The sequence below is a fragment of the Streptomyces sp. TAA204 genome (genome assembly GCF_000424965.1).
This window is the reverse complement of sequence record NZ_AUKW01000020.1, coordinates 65,263-84,322: the sequence shown is the minus strand read 5'-3', so window position 1 is coordinate 84,322 and position 19,060 is coordinate 65,263. Positions and strand designations below refer to the sequence as shown.

At 70.8% G+C, this 19,060-nt stretch carries 19 protein-coding genes; 8 read left to right on the top strand and 11 right to left on the bottom strand.

Translation table 11 applies throughout. The features are described 5' to 3' along the window. Positions 1 to 252: 252 nt before the first annotated feature. The 7 genes from H343_RS0121400 (at position 253) to H343_RS0121370 (ending at position 4,309) form a co-directional block, all read left to right on the top strand. Positions 253 to 801 carry a cysteine dioxygenase gene (locus H343_RS0121400; protein WP_028432819.1) on the top strand — a complete coding sequence of 183 codons (549 nt, stop codon included), beginning with the start codon at positions 253 to 255 and terminating at the stop codon, positions 799 to 801. Beyond that, positions 798 to 1,244 carry a rhodanese-like domain-containing protein gene (locus H343_RS31970; RefSeq protein ID WP_051265686.1) on the top strand — a complete coding sequence of 149 codons (447 nt, stop codon included), beginning with the start codon at positions 798 to 800 and terminating at the stop codon, positions 1,242 to 1,244. Before H343_RS0121400 ends, H343_RS31970 begins: the two co-directional genes overlap by 4 nt. Continuing rightward, positions 1,241 to 2,179, top strand: a complete 939-nt coding sequence (gene folP, locus H343_RS0121390; RefSeq protein WP_028432818.1) for a dihydropteroate synthase — start codon at positions 1,241 to 1,243, stop codon at positions 2,177 to 2,179. Before H343_RS31970 ends, folP begins: the two co-directional genes overlap by 4 nt. Further along, complete coding sequence (locus tag H343_RS0121385; RefSeq protein ID WP_028432817.1) at positions 2,176 to 2,652, top strand: nuclear transport factor 2 family protein; 477 nt, start codon at positions 2,176 to 2,178, stop codon at positions 2,650 to 2,652. The genes folP and H343_RS0121385 overlap by 4 nt, the downstream gene beginning before the upstream one ends. A gap of 198 nt (positions 2,653 to 2,850) precedes the next feature. Continuing rightward, positions 2,851 to 3,210: a dihydroneopterin aldolase gene (gene folB / locus H343_RS0121380; RefSeq protein WP_028432816.1), complete on the top strand. Its 360-nt coding sequence runs from the start codon at positions 2,851 to 2,853 to the stop codon at positions 3,208 to 3,210. Further along, positions 3,207 to 3,803: a 2-amino-4-hydroxy-6-hydroxymethyldihydropteridine diphosphokinase gene (gene folK, locus H343_RS0121375; protein WP_028432815.1), complete on the top strand. Its 597-nt coding sequence runs from the start codon at positions 3,207 to 3,209 to the stop codon at positions 3,801 to 3,803. Before folB ends, folK begins: the two co-directional genes overlap by 4 nt. 14 nt (positions 3,804 to 3,817) lie before the next feature. Beyond that, positions 3,818 to 4,309, top strand: a complete 492-nt coding sequence (locus tag H343_RS0121370) for a DUF3180 domain-containing protein (protein WP_028432814.1) — start codon at positions 3,818 to 3,820, stop codon at positions 4,307 to 4,309. Positions 4,310 to 4,368: 59 nt separating this feature from the next. Here H343_RS0121370 and folE read toward each other — a convergent pair whose 3' ends face one another. The 6 genes from folE to dacB form a co-directional block, all read right to left on the bottom strand. Continuing rightward, complete coding sequence (folE, locus tag H343_RS0121365) at positions 4,369 to 4,977, bottom strand: GTP cyclohydrolase I FolE (RefSeq protein WP_028432813.1); 609 nt, start codon at positions 4,975 to 4,977, stop codon at positions 4,369 to 4,371. Between the two features lie 114 nt (positions 4,978 to 5,091). Next, positions 5,092 to 7,122 carry an ATP-dependent zinc metalloprotease FtsH gene (ftsH, locus tag H343_RS0121360; protein WP_028432812.1) on the bottom strand — a complete coding sequence of 677 codons (2,031 nt, stop codon included), beginning with the start codon at positions 7,120 to 7,122 and terminating at the stop codon, positions 5,092 to 5,094. Between the two features lie 162 nt (positions 7,123 to 7,284). Continuing rightward, on the bottom strand, positions 7,285 to 7,824 hold the full coding sequence (gene hpt / locus H343_RS0121355) for a hypoxanthine phosphoribosyltransferase (protein WP_037904606.1): 540 nt from the start codon (positions 7,822 to 7,824) through the stop codon (positions 7,285 to 7,287). An 82-nt stretch (positions 7,825 to 7,906) separates the two neighbouring features. Continuing rightward, the gene (gene tilS / locus H343_RS0121350; RefSeq protein WP_028432810.1) at positions 7,907 to 8,974 is read right to left on the bottom strand and encodes a tRNA lysidine(34) synthetase TilS; all 1,068 of its coding nucleotides are present in this window, start codon (positions 8,972 to 8,974) and stop codon (positions 7,907 to 7,909) included. A gap of 294 nt (positions 8,975 to 9,268) precedes the next feature. Continuing rightward, on the bottom strand, positions 9,269 to 10,402 hold the full coding sequence (locus H343_RS0121345; protein WP_028432809.1) for a zinc-dependent metalloprotease: 1,134 nt from the start codon (positions 10,400 to 10,402) through the stop codon (positions 9,269 to 9,271). Positions 10,403 to 10,484: 82 nt separating this feature from the next. Continuing rightward, on the bottom strand, positions 10,485 to 12,110 hold the full coding sequence (gene dacB, locus H343_RS0121340; protein ID WP_028432808.1) for a D-alanyl-D-alanine carboxypeptidase/D-alanyl-D-alanine endopeptidase: 1,626 nt from the start codon (positions 12,108 to 12,110) through the stop codon (positions 10,485 to 10,487). Between the two features lie 85 nt (positions 12,111 to 12,195). Between dacB and H343_RS0121335 the strand changes: the two genes are divergently transcribed. Continuing rightward, on the top strand, positions 12,196 to 12,687 hold the full coding sequence (locus H343_RS0121335; RefSeq protein WP_028432807.1) for an inorganic diphosphatase: 492 nt from the start codon (positions 12,196 to 12,198) through the stop codon (positions 12,685 to 12,687). Positions 12,688 to 12,831: 144 nt separating this feature from the next. Here H343_RS0121335 and H343_RS0121330 read toward each other — a convergent pair whose 3' ends face one another. The 5 genes from H343_RS0121330 to H343_RS0121310 form a co-directional block, all read right to left on the bottom strand. Beyond that, on the bottom strand, positions 12,832 to 14,481 hold the full coding sequence (locus H343_RS0121330) for a threonine/serine exporter family protein (protein ID WP_028432806.1): 1,650 nt from the start codon (positions 14,479 to 14,481) through the stop codon (positions 12,832 to 12,834). Between the two features lie 250 nt (positions 14,482 to 14,731). Beyond that, on the bottom strand, positions 14,732 to 15,511 hold the full coding sequence (locus tag H343_RS0121325; protein WP_028432805.1) for an ABC transporter permease: 780 nt from the start codon (positions 15,509 to 15,511) through the stop codon (positions 14,732 to 14,734). Continuing rightward, positions 15,508 to 16,632 carry a daunorubicin resistance protein DrrA family ABC transporter ATP-binding protein gene (locus H343_RS31965; protein WP_037904575.1) on the bottom strand — a complete coding sequence of 375 codons (1,125 nt, stop codon included), beginning with the start codon at positions 16,630 to 16,632 and terminating at the stop codon, positions 15,508 to 15,510. Before H343_RS31965 ends, H343_RS0121325 begins: the two co-directional genes overlap by 4 nt. Positions 16,633 to 16,726: 94 nt before the next feature. Continuing rightward, complete coding sequence (locus tag H343_RS0121315; protein WP_028432804.1) at positions 16,727 to 17,347, bottom strand: PadR family transcriptional regulator; 621 nt, start codon at positions 17,345 to 17,347, stop codon at positions 16,727 to 16,729. A 245-nt stretch (positions 17,348 to 17,592) separates the two neighbouring features. After that, positions 17,593 to 19,050: an aldehyde dehydrogenase family protein gene (locus H343_RS0121310; protein ID WP_028432803.1), complete on the bottom strand. Its 1,458-nt coding sequence runs from the start codon at positions 19,048 to 19,050 to the stop codon at positions 17,593 to 17,595. Positions 19,051 to 19,060: the final 10 nt, after the last annotated feature.

Here is a 19,060-nt window from a genome sequence, read left to right as displayed (position 1 = left end):
CACGACGCGTGTCACCCGCCCGCGGTCCTGCGCGGAGGGATCACGGCGGCGGCGCGGGAGTTGACCACCGTATGGCCCCGTGCTTCACTCCACCGCATGAACGACACCGACTGGCACCCCTGGCGGAAGGTCCACCTGGACCTGCTCCGCTACGTCGGCTGCCTGTGTCGTCCGTCCTGCTGATCAACTCCCGCCATTCCGCGCGTCCCTGAAACCACGTGCGTCTCGATCACTCATCCAGGACGGCTCTCCGTGACATCCGCGACACCCGCTTCTCCCCTGCCCGCTGCCCCGGCACCCACCGGCGAAGCCCCCTGTGAGGCCCAGCTCCTCGACTTCGTCCGCGAGACCGCCGCCGACGCCGGACTCGTCGCCTCCCTGCCGCTCGACCCGGAAGGCCGCACCTGGATGCGGCTCAACGGCCCCGGCGGCAGTGAGGCCTGGGTCATCGGCTGGCCTCCCGGCACCGGCACGGGATGGCACGACCACGGCGGTTCACGCGGCGCGTTCGCGACGGCCCGGGGCGAACTCACCGAGCAGTCCCTCGCCGCCCGCATCCCCACCGAGGGCTGGAAGACCCTGGAGCTGGCGGACGGCGTGGACCGCGAGCGGCGGCTCACAGCCGGCGGTGGACGCGCCTTCGGACCGCACCACGTCCATCAGGTCCTCAACGGCACCACCGGCCGGCACGCGGTCTCCGTACACGCCTACTACCCGCCTCTCCCCCTCATGCGCCGCTACAGCCGTACGGGCGCGCTGCTGCGCCTGGAACAGGTCGAACGCCCGGGTGAGTGGGAATGACCGGCACGCCGCTGCCGCACGGACCCAGCCGCGTCGACTCCCTGCTGGAGGACGCACGCGCCGGTCTGGGCAGACTCACGCCGCAGGAGGCCTCCGCCGCCCGGCGGGAGGGCGCCGTGCTGGTCGACATCCGCTACGCCGCGCTGCGCGAGCGGGACGGCACGATCCCCGGGGCCCTCGTCGTCGAGCGCAACGAGCTGGAGTGGCGGCTGGACCCGACCTGTCCGCACCGCGCAGAGGAGGCCACGGGGGACGACCTGCGGGTCGTCGTCGTGTGCAACGAGGGCTACGCCTCCAGCCTCGCCGCCCGCTCGCTGCGCGAGCTGGGTCTGCACCGCGCCACGGACCTCGACGGCGGCTTCCAGGCATGGCGCGCGGCCGGACTCCCCGTCGCGCCTCCTGCCCACCCTGAGGAGGGCGGGCCGCCTACGCTGGAGACATGAACCCTTCGCGTGGCCACGTAGCCGGACTCCCCCAGTGGAACCGCTGTGCCGTGATGGGGGTGGTGAACGTCACGCCGGACTCCTTCTCCGACGGCGGCCGGTGGTTCGACAGCGAGGCCGCGATCAAACGGGGCCTCGATCTCGTCTCCGAGGGCGCCGACCTCGTCGATGCCGGCGGTGAGTCCACCCGGCCCGGCGCGACCCGCGTCGAGGAGGACGAGGAGCTGCGCCGTGTGCTGCCGGTCGTGCGCGGACTGGCCTCGGAGGGCGTGCTCGTCAGCGTCGACACCATGCGGGCCTCCGTGGCCGTGCGGGCGCTGGAGGAGGGGGCGGTGATGGTCAACGACGTCAGCGGCGGACTCGCCGACCCCCGCATGGTCCCGGCCGTGGCCGAGTCCGGTGCCCCGTTCGTGGTGATGCACTGGCGCGGACAGTCCATCGACATGAACAATCGCGCGGTCTACGGGGACGTGACCGCCGAGGTCATCGCCGAATTGCGCACGAGCCTGCAGCGTGCCGTCGACGGCGGGATCGCCCCGGATCGGATCGTGGCCGACCCCGGCCTGGGCTTCGCCAAGCAGGCCCCGCACGACCTGCGCCTCGTGGCCGAACTGGGGCGGCTGCGTGAGGAGTTGGGACGGCCGCTGCTGGTGGCGGCCTCCCGGAAGCGGTTCCTCGGCCACGTACTGGCCAGCACGGACGGCGCCCCGGTGCCGCCCGCCCGGGAACGGGACGCCGCCACTGCCGCCGTCACCTCCCTCGCCGCCCGCGAGGGCGCCTGGGCCGTGCGCGTGCACGAGGTACGGGCGAGCGCGGACGCGGTCCGCGTCGTCAGCGCGGTCGAGACGGCCTCCGCCGGCGGGAACCAGGACACGGGGCACACAGGGGACACGGACGGCACCCACGACGACGGGAACGCGGGGCAGCACGGGTGAGCAGCGGCGCAAGCACCGACATCGAGGCGGTCGAGGCCGCCAACACCGCGCTGTACGACGCGGTGGAGCACGCCGACCTGGACGCGCTGAACGGCCTCTGGCTGGAGGACGGCGTCAGCGTCGTGCATCCCGGATGGCCGATCCTGACCGGCCGCGAGGAAGTGCTGCGCTCCTACGCCCTGATCATGGCGAACACCGACTATGTGCAGTTCTTCCTCACCGACGTCGACGTCTCCGTGCACGGCGACACCGCCCTGGTGAGATGCACCGAGAACATCCTCAGCGGAGGCCCCGCCGAGGACGACGGCTCCGCCGGCCCGCTCGTGGGCGGACTCGTCGTGGCCACCAACGTCTTCCGGCGCGCGGAGGGCGGAAGTTGGAAGGTCTGGTCGCACCACGGCTCGCCGGTCCTCGTCGAACGCGAGGACGAGGACGGGGAGGAAGGGCTCGACGACGGCGACGTACAGATCTGAGCGGGCGTTCGCGTCAACCCCGGGTGTGGCCGGTTCCACTCGATCGCAGCACCACGACCGGAATCCGCGCGTGGTTCACTGCGCTGTCGGGTAGGCACCCGCCCCGGGCCCGGGCCGCCGCGACCCGCGGATGGATTCCGACGAGGGGACCGGCACGCCGCGCCCGTACGACCAGGTCCGAGGACAGGAGTGATACGCGTGGACCGTCTCGCGCTGCGCGGCCTTCGGGTCCGCGGGCATCACGGAGTGTTCGAACGGGAACGGGAGGAGGGTCAGATCTTCGTCGTGGACGTGGAGCTGGGTGTGGACACCCGGCCGGCCGCCGAAAACGACGATCTCACCAGAACCGTGAACTACGGCGTTCTCGCCGAGGAGATCGTGGCGATCGTCGAGGGAGACCCGGTCGACCTGATCGAGACCCTCGCCCAGCGCATCGCCGGTGCCTGCCTCGCGCACACGCCCGTACAGGAAGCAGAGGTGGTCGTGCACAAGCCGGACGCCCCGATCACCGTGCCCTTCGACGACGTGACCATCACCATCAAGCGGAGCCGCGCATGACGCCGAACAGTGACCCGACCGTACAGCCGGTGCCCGCCTCGGTCGTGCATCAGGTCGATGCCGCCGACACCACCCTGCACAACCCGCAGTTCGCGGTGATCGCGCTCGGCAGCAACGTGGGCAACCGCCTGGAGCGGCTGCAGAGCGCTGTCGACGCCCTCGCCGACACTCCGGGGCTCAGGGTGAAAGCGGTCTCACCCGTCTACGAGACGGAGCCGTGGGGCGTGGACCCGGACGGTCAGACCTCGTACTTCAACGCAGTCGTGCTCGTACGTACGACACTTCCCCCCAGCTCGCTGCTGGAGCGCGGTCACGCGATCGAGGAGGCGCTGGAACGCGTGCGGGACGAGCGCTGGGGACCGCGGACCATCGATGTGGACATCGTGGCCTACCAGGGCGTCGTCTCGGACGACCCTCGCCTGACGCTGCCGCACCCCCGGGTGCACGAGCGTGCGTTCGTCCTCGTGCCGTGGCACGACGTCGACCCCGCCGCGGAGGTGCCCGGACACGGCGCCGTGGCTGAACTCCTGGCCGCTGTGGGGCGCGAAGGTGTCGCGCCGCGCGCCGATCTGGAACTCAGCCTGCCCGAGTAGTCGTTGGGAAACCCGTGAAGGAACTGCGTATCCCCGTCCTGGCGGGTGTCTTCGGCGTCGCCGGAGTCCTCTCCTGGGCCGGCGCACGGCTGTGGAACTCGCTGGACACGCTGCCCAGCATCCCCTTCGCGGCGCCGGTCGTGCTGGCCGTCATCGCGACCGTACTGCTGGCCACCGCTCTCTCGCTGCGCGCACGGCTGAAGGCACAGCGCGAGAGGGTGCCGGGCGCCAAGGGCGTCGAGCCGATGATGGCCGCCCGCGCCGTGCTCTTCGGCCACGCCAGCGCCCTGGTCGCCTCGCTGGTCTCCGGCCTCTACGGAGGCGTCGGCGTCTTCCTCCTGCTGCAGGGCTCCGAGGCGCCGGCACGGCAGGACCAGGCCGTCTACGCCGGCCTCTCGGTCCTCGCCGGAGCAGCGGTCGTGGCGACGGCGATCTTCCTGGAGCGGGTCTGCCGCCTCCCGGACGACGACGATGACGACAGCCCCTCAGCCGCCGCAGCGGCGTAACGCCCGTCCCGGCGCGGTTCAGCGGGGTCAGCGGTTCAGCGGTTCAGCGGTTCAGCGGTTCAGCGCAGAATCAGGCTCATGGCCTCGGAGCGGGTGGCGGCGTCTCGCAACTGGCCCCGTACGGCTGAGGTGAGCGTCTTCGCCCCGGGCTTGCGGATGCCGCGCATCGACATGCACATGTGCTCGCACTCGATGACCACGATCACGCCGCGCGGCTCCAGTATCCGCATCAGCGCCTCGGCGATCTGGGTGGTCAGCCTCTCCTGGACCTGCGGGCGGCGGGCGTAGACGTCCACCAGCCGCGCCAGCTTCGACAGTCCGGTGATCTTGCCGTCCGAGGAGGGGATGTAGCCGACGTGCGCGACGCCGTGGAAGGGGACCAGATGGTGCTCGCACGTGCTGAACACCTCGATGTCCTTCACCAGGACCATCTCGTCGTGCCCCAGGTCGAACGTCGTCGTCAGCACATCCTCCGGGCGCTGGTGCAGACCGATGAACAGTTCCTTGTACGCACGCGCCACCCGGGCGGGAGTCTCCGTCAGGCCCTCCCGCTCGGGGTCCTCACCGATCGCGATCAGCAGCTCACGTACGGCGTCCTGCGCCCGCTTCTCGTCGAACGTGCCGGGCGTTTCCTGGTCCTCCGCGCCGAGCGTCACCGGATCGGTCATCTTTGCCTCGCTCCTGGTACTGGTACAGCAATCAGCCGCGCCCCCTCAGGTCGGACAACCCGGGGGGCGCGGCAGACATTCCACGGTCCGCTGTGGACCGTCACACAGGCTCCGTTAGTTCTCCGTCGGATCGACCGGTTCCACGATGGCGTCCGAGTCACGCGGGCCGATCTCCTTGCCTCCGCTCTTGTCCAGGCTCGGCGTGGCGCCGTTCGAGCCGGCAAGGGCGGGAGACGAGACCGGAGGACGCGTCGACGGCGTACGCCTGGAGGAACCCGTCCACGCGGGGCGGGCAGGGCGCTTGACCACGGGGGCGAAGATCTCGGCGATCTCCTCCTTGCCGAGCGTCTCCTTCTCCAACAGGGAGAGAACCAGGTTGTCGAGGACGTCGCGGTTCTCCACCAGGATTTCCCAGGCTTCGTTGTGCGCCGTCTCGATCAGGCTCTTGACCTCCTCGTCCACCAGCCCGGCGACCTCCTCGGAGTAGTCGCGCTGATGACCCATCTCCTTGCCCAGGAAGGGCTCGGACTGGTCGGAGCCGAACTTGATCGCACCGAGCCGCTCGGTCATGCCGTACTGCGTGACCATGGCACGGGCCGTCGTGGTCGCCTTCTCGATGTCGTTCGCCGCACCCGTCGTGGGGTCGTGGAAGACCAGCTCCTCCGCCGCGCGCCCGCCCAGCATGTACGCCAGCTGGTCGAGCATCTCGTTGCGCGTGGTCGAGTACTTGTCCTCGTCGGGCAACACCATGGTGTAGCCGAGAGCACGGCCTCTGGAGAGAATCGTGATCTTGTGAACGGGATCGGAGTTCGGTGACGCCGCCGCCACCAGGGCGTGTCCGCCCTCGTGGTACGCGGTGATCTTCTTCTCCTTGTCGCTCATGATCCGGGTCCGCTTCTGCGGCCCCGCCACGACACGGTCGATCGCCTCGTCCAGATACTTGTTGTCGATCAGCTTGTGGTCGCTGCGCGCGGTCAGCAGCGCCGCCTCGTTCAGCACGTTGCTGAGGTCGGCGCCGGTGAAGCCGGGCGTACGGCGGGCGACCGCGCTCAGGTCCACGTCGGGCGCCATCGGCTTGCCCTTCTGGTGGACCTTGAGGATCTCGTTCCTGCCCTGCATGTCCGGCCGGTCGACGGCGATCTGCCGGTCGAAACGGCCGGGCCGCAGCAGCGCCGGGTCCAGGATGTCCGGCCGGTTGGTGGCGGCGATCAGGATGACGCCGCCCTTGACGTCGAATCCGTCCATCTCGACCAGCAGCTGGTTCAGTGTCTGCTCGCGCTCGTCGTGACCGCCGCCCATGCCGGCGCCGCGGTGGCGGCCGACGGCGTCGATCTCGTCGACGAAGACGATCGCCGGAGCGTTCGCCTTGGCCTGCTCGAACAGGTCACGGACACGGGAGGCACCCACACCGACGAACATCTCGACGAAGTCGGAACCGGAGATCGAGTAGAACGGCACACCCGCCTCACCCGCGACGGCGCGGGCCAGCAGTGTCTTGCCGGTACCGGGCGGCCCGTACAGCAGCACACCCTTGGGGATCTTGGCTCCGACCGCCTGGAACTTGGCGGGCTCCTGGAGGAACTCCTTGATCTCCTGGAGCTCCTCGCACGCCTCGTCCGACCCCGCCACGTCCGAGAACGTCGTCTTCGGGGTGTCCTTGGTGATCAGCTTGGCCTTCGACTTGCCGAAGTTCATCACCCGGGAGCCGCCGCCCTGCATCTGATTCATCAGGAACAGGAAGACGAGGATGATCAGCACGAACGGCAGGAACGACAGCAGCATCCCGACGAACGGGTTCTGCTTCTGGGGCGCCACCGTGTAGCCCTTGGTGATTTCCCTCTGGTCGTACTTGCTCTGCAGCTTCTTGGCGAGGTCGACACCCTGACTGTCGATATAGCTCGCCTTGATCTTGTCGCTGTCCTCGACCTTGGCGCCGTCCTTGAGTTCGAGCTTCACGATCTGCTCGTCGCCGGTCGTGAGCTCGGCGGACTTCACCTTGTCCTGGTCGATCGCCTGGACAATCTGTCCCGTGTCCACCGTCTTGAAGCCGCCGGACGAGCCGACGACCTGCATCAACACGACCACGGCGAGGACGGCCAGCACGATCCACATGACCGGCCCGCGGAAGTATCGCTTCACGTCCATCCATACGGAGCGCGTGCGCCCCGTCCCTCCTGCCACAGTGAGTTGAAAACGCTGACCTTCGGACGGTACCTCAGCATTGTCCCGAGGCGCCCCCTCGGACGGTCTGCAACAACCGTCCTGGCTCCTCCAACGGAGCGCGGACCCCCATCGTTCCCGACGGGCTCAGCCACCGTAGACGTGGGGGGCGAGTGTTCCGACGAACGGGAGGTTGCGGTACTGCTCCGCGTAGTCGAGCCCGTAGCCGACGACGAACTCGTTGGGGATGTCGAACCCCACCCACCGCACGTCGATGTCCACCTTGGCGGCGTCCGGCTTGCGCAGCAGCGTGCACACGTTGAGCGAGGCCGGCTCCCGCGAACCGAGGTTGGACAGCAGCCACGACAGCGTCAGTCCGGAATCGATGATGTCCTCGACGATCAGGACGTTCTTGCCCTTGATGTCGGTGTCGAGGTCCTTGAGGATGCGGACCACGCCCGAGGACTGCGTACCGGCGCCGTACGAGGACACCGCCATCCAGTCCATCGTGGCCGGCGTCGACACGGCACGGGCCAGGTCCGCCATGACCATCACCGCGCCTTTGAGCACGCCGACGAGCAGCAGTTCCTTGCCCGCGTACTCCGCGTCGATCTTCGCGGCCAGCTCCACCAGCCTGGCGTCGATCTCTTCCTTGGTGATGAGCACCGACTTCAGGTCGGTCCCCATGTCCTTCTCGTCCACCCGTACCGCTCTCGGTCGAGGTCTCGGCGCACACTGCCGCCGGCCTGCGGAGCCCGGGAGCCGGACGTCAGCTGGGCGGTTTCGGCGGAGTCGGTGAGCCATGCCGGATCACCAGTCTGCCACCCCGCCTTCCGGCCTCGACACGACCCGGCAGATTGATGGGACGCTGGCCCCGCCAGGCCGTGATCAGGCGGTCGACCTCCTCCAGGTGCCGGGCGAAGAGAGAACCCGCCGGTGAGCCCGCCGCGATGGCGGCACGGCGCAGTACGCGTCGCCGTACGGCCGGGGGCAGTGCGTAGAGCCGGGCGATGTCCAGTTCGACACCGCCCCGCCCGTCGGAGCCGGGCCGGTCGGCTCGTACGGTGCGCTCCGCCTCGGCCGCCCAGCCGTCGAGGGCGTCGGCGTCGTCGCGGGAGAGGCGGGCGGTACGGGCGAGAGCCTCGGTGACCCCCCTGCCCAAAGCTTTCTCCAGCATGGGCAGGGCTTCGTGGCGCACGCGGGAGCGCGTGTAGGCGGGGTCCTCGTTGTGCGGGTCGTCCCACACGGGCAGGGACTGCGCGAGACACGCCTTGCGGGTGGTCTGGCGGTCCACGGCGAGGAACGGGCGGCGGTAGCGGCCCCCCGGCCCGGTGGTCTCGGCCATGCCGGAGAGCGAGCGGGTGCCGGAGCCGCGAGCGAGCGCGAGGAGGACGGTTTCTGCCTGGTCGTCACGGGTGTGTCCGAGCAGCACCGCTTCCGCGCCGGCGCGGACGGCCGCCTCGTCGAGGGCGGCGTAGCGGGCGGACCGCGCGGCTGCCTCGGGACCGGTGTCCGTACGGCCGATGGTGACGGCGATCGATTCGACAGGTGTCAGGCCCAGAGCGGTGAGCCGGCCGGCGACCTCCTGCGCGCGGTCGGCGGAGCCGGGCTGCAGGCCGTGGTCGACGGTGACGCCGCCCGCACGGAGGCCGAGGCGCGGGGCCTCGAAGGCGAGGGCCGAGGCGAGCGCCATGGAGTCGGCGCCGCCGGAGCAGGCCACGAGGACGAGCGGGGGCTCGCCGGGGCCGTCTGCGTCTCCGGCCTTCGCGCTGAGCACGTCGTGAAGTGCGCGGCGGACCGCCAGGCGTATTGCAGCAACCGCGGGATGGGGACCCATATCCGATTCACTTCCTCGAAGAGGTCTTGTCACGCTGAGTGCGTCGATGGTGACAGAGATGGAGGTGTTCCCAGAGCATCGCACGCGGACCCGGCATTCTCGGTCCCTCGGACGAGTGATTGCCGAGGCTTCCGGTGGTCCACGGGGCTTCCGACGAGTAGACCGCGTCCCCGCGGAACTCACCTGCTGCGCGGCCGCGTTCGAGGCGGACGGCCCCCTGCCCGTGTGCCGCCGTCCGCCGGTGCCGTCCGGTGCCGTCCGCCGAAGGGCCCGGTTCGTGCCGTGCCCCGCGGGTCAGGAGCGCATCCGCGCGATCCAGTCGGCGGGCTTGCCGATCTCCGCCTTGGTGGGAAGCGTGTTGGGCGAGGTCCACACCCGGTTGAAGCCGTCCATGCCGAGCTCCTCGACGACGGCGCTCACGAAGCGCTCACCCTCGCGGTACTGGCGCAGCTTCGCGTCCAGACCGAGCAGCTTGCGCAGTGCCTGGTCCAGGCGGCCCGCACCGGAGGCACGGCGCTTCTGGAACTTCTCCCTGATCTCGGCGACGCTCGGCACTACCTGGGGGCCGACGCCGTCCATGACGTAGTCCGCGTGGCCCTCCAGCAGGGACATCACGGCGGTGAGGCGGCCGAGGATCTCGCGCTGTGCGGGCGTCTGCACCAGCTCCACGAGGCTGCCGCGGTCGGACTCCGGCTGCTCCTCCCCGCCCGCCTCCCCGGCCCGGGTGCCCCCGAGCGACTGTGCCGCCTCGCGCAGGCGCTCCAGCAGCATGGAGGGGTCCATGTCGGTCTCGCCGAGGAAGGACTGGATCTCACCCTGGAGGTGGTCGCGCAGCCACGGCACGGCGGCGAACTGTGTGCGGTGCGTCTCCTCGTGCAGGCACACCCACAGCCGGAAGTCGTGCGGGTCGACCTCCAGTTCACGCTCCACGTGCACGATGTTCGGCGCCACGAGCAGCAGCCTGCCGCTGCCGTCGGCACCGCCCGGCAGATCACGGGTGGCCGGGGCGAACGTCTCGTACTGTCCGAGCACACGGGAGGCCAGGAAGGACAGCAGCATGCCGACCTCCACGCCCGTCACCTTGCCGCCGACGGCGCCCAGCACGGCACCGCCTGGACTGCCCGCGCGCCGCTCCTGCACCTTGCCGAGCAGCGGCGAGAGCAGCTCCTTGAACCCGGCCACGTTGGCCCGCACCCAGCCGGGCCGGTCGACGACGAGGACGGGCGTGTCCGAGCCCGCGGCCCGCTCGGGCTGCATGCGCGCGAAGCCGCGGACGTGCTCCTCGGACGCCTTCGCGTGACGGCGCAGCTCCGCCACGACCGCCCGCGCGTCCTCGCGGCTCACTTCGGGGCCCGGCCGCACGAGCCGGGTCGCGGTCGCGACCGCGAGATTCCAGTCGACCATCTCCACACCACCGAGGCTCGTCATGACTTCACGGTACGTGGCGCAGCCGCGGGACGGGAGGCTGCATCGAGGGGGCCGGGGCGGCGGCAGGGCGTACGCGCCGTGGTCAGCCCGTGGAGGGGGAGTCGCGGCAGCCGCAGTTGGCCAAGGCCGACGCCATCCGGTCGAGGGACTCCTGTGCGGCCTTGCCGTCGGTCGTGCCCTTCGCCATGAAGGCGAACACCAGCAGCCGGCCGTCCGCGTCCACCACGCTGCCGGCGAGGGCGTTCACACCGGTGAGCGTCCCGGTCTTCGCCCGTACGAGCCCTGCTCCGGGCTTGCCCCGCTCACTGCCGTACCTGCTGTCGAGGGTGCCGGTGAAGTGCGCGACCGGAAGCCCCGTCAGGACGGGACGCAGCCTTTGGTGGCCGGGGTCCGCGGCCCGTGCCAGCAGGCGGGTGAGGAGCGCGGGCGTCACCTCGCCGTCGCGGTCGAGGCCGCTTCCGTCGGCGAGACGCACGCCTTTCACGGGCAGGCCGAGCTGGTCGAGGTGGTGCCGTACGGCCTTCGCGGCGCCCTTGAAGCCGGCGGGCTCCCCCGAGGCGAGTGCGGTCTGGCGCGCCAGGGCCTCGGCGATGTCGTTGTCGCTGTAGGTGAGCATCCGCTCCACGAGGGAGGACATGGGCACCGAGCGGTGGACGGCCAGCTCTTCCGCACCGCGGGGCGAGCGGGCCTCGCCGGGCTCGCCCTCGACGTCGACACCGTGCTCCTCCAGGCCCTCGGCGAAGACCTCCGCCGCGTCGCCGGCGGGGTCGGTGGAGCGGGGGGCGGGGCCGTGCAGCGGGCTCTTTCCGTGCCCCGCGTCCTTGCCGGAGTTCTCCGGGACACCTTCGAGACGGGCCTGGTCGGCCATGAGGGGCGTGACGGGGGCGAGGTTGTCGTTGCTGCCGATCGAATGGCGCTCCGGGCCGCTGAAGCGGGAGGTGTCGTAGCCGAGGGAGACCTTCTCGTGGCCGGCTCCGCGCAGCGCGCGGGCGGTGCTCCGGGCGAGATCGCCCAGATTCCCGGAGCTGAGTGTGGGATCGCCGCCGCCGACGAGCACCACCTCGTCCCCGTCACCGACGACGCGGGTGCGGATCCGGTAGTCCGCGCCGCGGGCCGAGAGCGCGGCGGCCGCGGTGGCCAGCTTGACCGTCGAGGCGGGGGTCATGGCGGCGCCGGACCTGACGCCGTAGAGCTGCCGTCCGGAGGAGGCGTCGACGACGGAGACAGCGCTCTGCTTGCCCAGGTCGCCTTCCTTGAGCAGCGGCTCCAGGGTGTCCGCGAGGGCGGAGGGGCTGGGCGGCGGCACGCGTTTCGCCCCGCTGCCGTGCGACTTCCCCGCGTCGGAGCCGCCGTCCCGGCCGGGCTGCGAGCCGATGGCCGCCAGCACCCTGGGGGCCGCCGGAGCGGGCTCGCGACCCGGGCCGTCGCCGGTGTGGTTCCCGCCACTTCGCCCCTCCCGGGCGGCGGCCCACGAACGCTCCGCCGTACGCTGGCCCGAGTCCCACGGTCCTGTCATGGCCACCGCCGTGACTGCGACCACGAGTCCGAGTGCGGCGGACCCCGCCGTCACTTGCGCGGTCTGCCGCTGCTGCGGCGTCGCGGTCCGCCAGTGCTGCCGGACCCGCCGCCCGTACCGCCGGGCACGGGCCCGGGACCTCCGGTACACCCGGATCGCGGTGTCACGCACCTCTGCGGCGGTGTCACGCACCTCGATCAGCCCCTTTCGCGCCGGTGTACGTGCGTGGGGGACACTTAATCACCAGATACATGTGCTGATCATTGAGGAGCCTCCCTTGGAGTTCGACGTCGTCATCGAGATCCCGAAGGGTTCGCGCAACAAGTACGAGGTGGATCACGAGACCGGCCGCATCCGGCTGGACCGCCACCTGTTCACCTCGACCGTGTACCCGGCCGACTACGGCTTCGTCGACCACACCCTCGGCGAGGACGGCGACCCGCTGGACGCGCTCGTGCTGCTCGATGAACCCACGTTCCCCGGCTGCATCATCAAGTCCCGGGCCATCGGCATGTTCCGGATGACCGACGAGGCGGGCGGCGACGACAAGCTGCTGTGCGTACCGGCGTCCGACCCTCGCATGGAGCACCTCCGGGACATCCACCACGTGAGCGAGTTCGACCGGCTCGAGATCCAGCACTTCTTCGAGGTCTACAAGGACCTGGAGCCCGGCAAGTCCGTCGAGGGCGCGAACTGGGTCGGCCGCGCCGAGGCGGAAGCCGAGGTCGAAGCGTCGATCAAGCGCCTGGAGGCTCACGGCGACCACTGAACCACCGCTGCGCTCCGTCGGCGACACCGGAGCGTACGAAAGGGTGCGTCCTGCCGCGGGCGGGGCGCACCCTTTCCCGTGCGGCCCCGGTCTCCCGTGCGGCCCCCGGGCGGGGCAGCCGTGGGCCGAGGCGGTAGCGGGGTGTCAGAAGCCCCTGGTGCGCTTGGCCGCGCGGCGGCCCGGCAGGGGCGTCTCCACTCCGGGGCTCTTGATGAACAGCCGGGCCAGTTCGCCGCCGAGGTTGACCCCGATGGCGATGGCCAGCGCGAGGGCGACGGCTCGGGAGATGCTGAGGATGCCCTCGTCCATCTGCCCCTGGGCGATGTTGAGCAGACCGAAGTACGTCGCGGAGCCGGGCAGCAGCGGACCGATCGCCGCCGTGACGTACGGCAGTGAGGACGCGAACTGATAGCGGGACATCAACTGTCCGAACAGACCGACCAGTCCGGCCGCCACCACCGTCGCCGGTACCGAGTTGACGCCGACGATGTCGTGCAGCGTTCCGTAGACCAGCCATGCGACGCCCCCGTTGAGCGTGGCGACCAGCACGGTGTGACGTTCCTGCTGGAGGAGCAGGCAGAAGGCCAGCACGAGAAGCATCGCCGAGAGCAGCTGCGTCACCGGCCGGATCTCACCCGGCACACTGTCCGGCGTGAGCTCCGCGCCCAGCTTGGAACCCGCGTAGAGCACCACCAGTACGCCGCACACGATGCCGACGATCAGATAGATGACCTCCAGCAGGCGGGCCGCGGCGGTGATGTAGAAACCGGTCAGCCCGTCGTGCACTGCCGCGACCAGTGCCCGTCCGGGGATCAGGGCGAAGAGTCCACCGGTGATGACTGCCGCGGCGTTGAGCTTGGTCTCGTTCCCCGAGCCGAAGAGAGCGAAGGCGACCCCGATGGCGGCCGGCGGCATCGCGGCCGTCGTGAACTGGTAGAACTCCGGCAGCCCGCGGCCCGCGCACAGCCAGGCGAGGCGGTCCCCGAGCATCGCGCCGAGCGCCGCCAGCACGAAGACGATCGGGTCGCCGCCGACCAGCAGTGAGGCGGCGCCCGACAGCCCGCCGCTCGCCACGGTCAGGGCACCCTTGGAGTAGGGGTGCCGGTTGCGCCGGATGGCGGCCAGGCGCCGGTAGGACTCCTCCAGGGAGACGTCGCCCTTGGTGATGTCGTCGACGAGACGGAAGACGGCCGCGAGCCGCGTGTAGTCGGTGCCCCTGCGCCGTACGGTGCGGCCGACCGTCACCGGGTCGTCGACCAGCGAGGGCTGGTGCGTGATGGAGATCAGGGTGAAGGTGACGGTGGGTTCGCAGCGGTCGAGCCCGTAGGCGTGTGCCACGCCGAACATCGCCGCCTCGACGTCCTCGGCGCCCTCGCCGCCCGCGAGCAGCAGTTCACCGATGCGGAGGGTGAGGTCGAGGACGCGGGGGACGGCCGGGCCCGTCTCGGCGTCCTCCTGACGGCTGGGACGTTCCGGCGCGGGACGTTCCGCCAGAGGCATCCGGATCATGGTCCGCATCCGGTCCTGCCAGGGGGCGCCCGGCTTGATCAGGGAGACCTTCGCGATGCCCTCGGGCGGGGTGAAGGCGTTGCCGTGCTCCAGGGGCGGTGACGTCAGCAGCCCTTCGGGAACGGCGAATTCGGAGGTGGGATGCTCATTCTCGGGGACCGGCGGCAGCGGCATCCCCAGGGGCGGGGTGAACGCACTGCGGGTGTCCTCGCCCGCGTGCGGGGGCTCCTCCGAACCGTCCCCGCTCCTCGCCGACCGGCCGTTCCGCTTCGGCTCCCCGACCACTCTCTGCCCGCTCCCCTGGTGCTTGCCCCTGCGGCGTCCGCCTGATGGTCCGAGCATAAAGACGCTCTGCCGTCGGAACCGGGGGGAGGGTGCCCGCGAGAGGGCGGCGCGACACGCGTCACGGAGTGCGGCGGGGGACGCGCACGGGAGCACCGGCAGGCGTGTGAGGGGCTCGATCCAGGGATCGAGCCCCTGTTGGACCCCTGTTGGGCCCTGCACAGGCACGGCACGAGGTGCTGTCCGGTACCGCTCAGCGTCCGAGGGCCCGGTACCTGCGCACGGAGAGAGTGAAGAAGACCACAGTGAGGACGAGTGGCCACACCACTGCGAGCAGCAGGGCGTGATCGGTCGCCCAGGAGCCGCCGCCGCCCCACACAGGGTTGCCGAACAGCTCCCGCACGGCATGGGCAGTGGCCGACATGGGGTTCCATTCGGCGATCGCGCCCATCCAGCCCGGCATCGTGTCCGGGGAGGTGAAGGCGTTGGAGAGGAAGGCCACCGGCCAGACCAGGATCTGCACCGCCTGCACCAGTTCGGGCCTGCCGACGACCAGGCCCAGACAGATGCCGGCCCACAGCAGCGCGAAGCGCAGCAGGAGCAGCAGACCCACCGCGGCCAGGGCCGCTGCCGGCGAGCCGTGCCAGCGCCATCCCATCGCGAGGGCCACCGCGAGCAGGAAGAACAGGCTGAGCGCCGACTGCAGCATGTCGAGGACGCTCCGTCCGACCAGCACGCCCGAGGAGGACATCGGCAGGGAGCGGAAGCGGTCGACGACGCCCTTCGTCAGGTCCTGCGTCAGGGCGACCATGGTCGCCTCCAGGCCGAAGGCCATGGTCAGCGCGAGCACGCCGGGCACCAGGTACTCGCGGTAGTTCTCCGTCCCCATGCCGCCGCCGAGGAAGTAGGCGAACATCACCAGCATCAGCACGGGGAAGGCGAGGTCCACGAGGACCGCCACGGGCTGCCGCCGCCAGTGCGCCAGTCCGCGCCGGGTCATGGTCCAGGAGTCGGTGAGGATGTAAGCGCTCATGCGCGCACCTCCGCGTGCCCGGTACCGGCAGCCGCGCCCGGCTGCCCCTGCACACCGGGCTGTTCGGCCGCTCCGGGCCGCCCCGCCGCTCCGGGCTGTTCCGGCCGCTCCGGCTGCCCGCCCGTGAGGTGGAGGAAGACCTCGTCCAGGCCGGGGCGCCGCAGCGTGATGTCCTCCGCTTCGAGTCCGGCGTCCGCGAGCGCCCGTACGGTCTCCGTGAGGGCGGCCATCCTGTCGGCGACCGGTGCGCTCACCATGCGCCGGCAGGGGTCCCGCGTCACGGCGGCGACGGCCGCCGGAGTGGTGTCGGGGGAGGGCCGCCCGGCGGCGACGGCGGTCCGGGCGGCGGCCCCGGCGACGACTGCCGCGGCTGCCTCCAGGGCTGAGGCGTCGCGCACGACGACGTCGATACGGTCCGCGCCGAGCCGGGCCTTGAGCTGGTCGGGGGTCCCCTCCGCCGCCACGCGTCCGCTGTCGATCACGGTGACGGAGTCCGAGAGCTGGTCGGCCTCCTCCAGGTACTGGGTCGTCAGGAGCACGGTCGATCCGCCGCCCACCAGTGACCGCACCGCTTCCCAGACCTCCGTGCGCCCGCGCGGATCGAGGCCGGTCGTCGGCTCGTCGAGGAACAGCACGTCCGGAGCGCCGCCGTCCACCGTGCCGAGGAGCGAGACGGCGAGGTCGAGGCGCCGGCGCATGCCGCCGCTGTACTGCCGCACCGCCTTACGTCCCGTCTCCGCGAGGCCGAACCGGTCCAGCAGTTCGTCCGCGCGCAGGCGGGCCCTCCTCCCGCCGAGGTGGTGGAGCCGCCCGAACATCTCCAGGTTCTCCCTGCCACCGAGTTCCTCGTCGACCGCCGCGTGCTGTCCCAGCAGGCCGATGTGCCGGCGCACCCGCCGGGGCTCCCGCGAGACGTCGCAGCCGGCGACCTCGGCCCGGCCCGAGGTCGCCCGTGCCAGCGTCGCCAGCACGCGGACCAGGGTGGTCTTGCCGGCGCCGTTCGGTCCCAGCAGTCCCTGGACGGTCCCGCGCGGCACCCTCAGGTCCACTCCCGCCAGGGCCTTCTTGTCGCGGTAGTGCTTGTGCAGTCCCTCGACCACGATCGCGTCGTCCGCGTTCATGCCGTTCCCTCCGCACCCGTAGCTAATCAATTTTGACTACCAGGCTCACGAGACTACCCCCCGACCCGTCATTGGTCAAAGTTGATGAGTCGCGTCACTTCTCCGCGTAGGGGTTCTGAGTGCCTCGCGGCAGGACGTTCATCTCCCGGTCGCCCTCACCGGCCATGACGTAGGCGCCGCTCTCCAGCCGTTCCACGAGCCCGCGCGCCCACTGCGCGCCGCTCTCCGCGTTGTGCACCCAGAGCTTCATGATCTCGCCGATGTGTCCCCACTCCTCGGGGGTGCTCTCCTGCGGCGTCCAGTGGCGCGTGACCTCCCGGCGCCACTCCTCCAGCGCCGTGATCCGCTCCCTGAGCAGCGCGACCGCCTCCTCCCGCGGAAGGTCGACGAGGAAGCCGATGCCCGAGGTGAGCATGTCCTGCTTCTCGTCGACAGCGGTGAGCGCGTGCCGCAGCAGCTTCATGAACTCCGTGTCGCCGGCCTCGGTGACCTCGTACTCGGTGCGCGGCGGCCCGCCGGCCGTGCTCGGGGCGGTCTCGTGCGCGCGCAGAAGGCCCTGCTTGGCCAGCTGCTTGAGCGCGTGATAGATCGACCCGGGCTTTGCGTTCGACCACTCGTGCGCGCCCCAGAACTCCAGGTCGTTGCGCACCATGTAGCCGTGTGCGCGCCCGTGTTGGCGCACCGCGCCCAGCACCAGCAGCCGGATCGCCGACATCGTCTCCCTCTCCGCCGCACCGCGCCCGCCTCGCGGCCAGCCTAGTGCGGTGGCCGGGAGGGTTTACCGGGTGGCTCCCGGCGTCCGGTGCGTGGGGCATCCCCGGGCCGCGGGCCCGAGGGAGGCGTCGCAAGGCCCTCCCGGTCACAGCACCGGCCGGAGGGGCGGTGCCAGGGCGAATGGCGCGGGAGGACGCCGGACGGTCGTGCGGTGCGCCGGCCGTCAGCCGGCCTGCGAAGGGTCCGTCAGAAGGGGAAGCCGGTGCGGTCGTGCTGGATGGAGATCCACTTGGTGGTGGTGAAGGCCTCGACCGTCTGCTCGCCGTTGAGCCTGCCCTGTCCGGAGTTCTTCTCGCCCCCGAAGGGCACGAGCGGTTCGTCGGCCACGGTCGTGTCGTTGATGTGGACCATGCCCGCGTCGATCCGGTGGGCGACGCGCAGGCCGCGTTCGGTGTCGCCGGTGTGCACGGCGCCGCCGAGACCGTACGGGGTGTCGTTGGCGACGCGGACGGCCTCGTCCTCCCCGTCCACGGGGATGATCAGGGCGACGGGGCCGAGGATCTCCTCGCGCAGGGCGGGAGCCCCCTCCGGCAGGTCGGTGAGGATGGTGGGCGGGATGACGTTGCCCGTCCTCGTGCCGTGCAGCAGCCGCGTCGCACCCTCCGCGACGGTCCGTTCGACGAGGGTGCTGACCTTCTCGGCCTGCACGGCGTTGATGAGCGGGCCGATGTGGGTCGCCGGGTCCCGCGGGTCGCCCACGTTCAGCCTGCGTACCTTCGCCACGAACTTCTCCGTGAACTCCTCGCACACGGCACGGTCGACGATGATGCGGTTGGCCGCCATGCACGTCTGGCCCTGGTGCACGAAGCGGCTGAAGACGGCGGCGTCGACGGCGTAGTCCACGTCGGCGTCGTCGAGGACGAGCAGGGCGCTGTTGCCGCCCATCTCCAGCACTGTGCGCTTGAAGTGGGAGGCGGCGACGGTCGCGACCTGGCGTCCCACCGGTTCCGAGCCGGTGAAGGCGATGACCTTCGGCACGGGGTGCGAGATGAACGCGTCCCCTATCTCGGCGGTGTCGCTGATCACGACGTTCAGCACGCCCGGCGGCAGACCGGCCTCCTCCAGCATCCTGGCGACCAGGGTTCCGCCGCACACCGGCGAGTTCTGGTGCGGCTTGAGGACGACGGCGTTGCCGAGGGCGAGCGCCTGCGTGATCGTCTTCATGGCCAGCAGGAGGGGGAAGTGGAAGGGGGAGACGACGCCGACGACGCCGACGGGGACGCGGTAGACGCGGTTCTCCTTGCCGTCGACGGGCGACGGCGCGATACGGCCCTCGGCCCGCAGCGCGAGGTTGACCGACTCCCTCAGGAATTCCTTGGTCTGGTGAAGCTCGATCTCCGACTTCAGGCGTGTGCCGCCGACTTCGGCGATGAGAGCCTCGATGATCTCCTGCTCCCGGTCCTCGACCAGGCGGATCACCCGTTCGATGACACGCCGCCGGGTGTACGGGTTGACCTTCGCCCACTCGGGCTGGTGCCGTTCGGCGGCGAGATACGCCTCGTCGACCTCCTCCGCCGTGGCGACAGTGATCGAGGCGAGCTTCGCGTCGTTGAAGGGATCGAAGTCGATGATGTCCCAGGAGCCGTTTCCCTGGCGCCATTGGCCGTCAATGTACTGAAGCGCCAGGTCCGTGAAGTAGGACATGTCATTCCTT

Coding starts and splice junctions, on each gene's coding strand:
- H343_RS31970 (WP_051265686.1), top strand. CDS start 798: ATGACCGGCACGCCGCTGCCGCACGGACCCAGCCGCGTCGACTCCCTG.
- folP (WP_028432818.1), top strand. CDS start 1,241: ATGAACCCTTCGCGTGGCCACGTAGCCGGACTCCCCCAGTGGAACCGC.
- folK (WP_028432815.1), top strand. CDS start 3,207: ATGACGCCGAACAGTGACCCGACCGTACAGCCGGTGCCCGCCTCGGTC.
- folE (WP_028432813.1), bottom strand. CDS start 4,977: ATGACCGATCCGGTGACGCTCGGCGCGGAGGACCAGGAAACGCCCGGC.
- ftsH (WP_028432812.1), bottom strand. CDS start 7,122: ATGGACGTGAAGCGATACTTCCGCGGGCCGGTCATGTGGATCGTGCTG.
- hpt (WP_037904606.1), bottom strand. CDS start 7,824: ATGGGGACCGACCTGAAGTCGGTGCTCATCACCAAGGAAGAGATCGAC.
- tilS (WP_028432810.1), bottom strand. CDS start 8,974: ATGGGTCCCCATCCCGCGGTTGCTGCAATACGCCTGGCGGTCCGCCGC.
- H343_RS0121345 (WP_028432809.1), bottom strand. CDS start 10,402: ATGACGAGCCTCGGTGGTGTGGAGATGGTCGACTGGAATCTCGCGGTC.
- H343_RS0121325 (WP_028432805.1), bottom strand. CDS start 15,511: ATGAGCGCTTACATCCTCACCGACTCCTGGACCATGACCCGGCGCGGA.
- H343_RS31965 (WP_037904575.1), bottom strand. CDS start 16,632: ATGAACGCGGACGACGCGATCGTGGTCGAGGGACTGCACAAGCACTAC.
- H343_RS0121315 (WP_028432804.1), bottom strand. CDS start 17,347: ATGTCGGCGATCCGGCTGCTGGTGCTGGGCGCGGTGCGCCAACACGGG.
- H343_RS0121310 (WP_028432803.1), bottom strand. CDS start 19,050: ATGTCCTACTTCACGGACCTGGCGCTTCAGTACATTGACGGCCAATGG.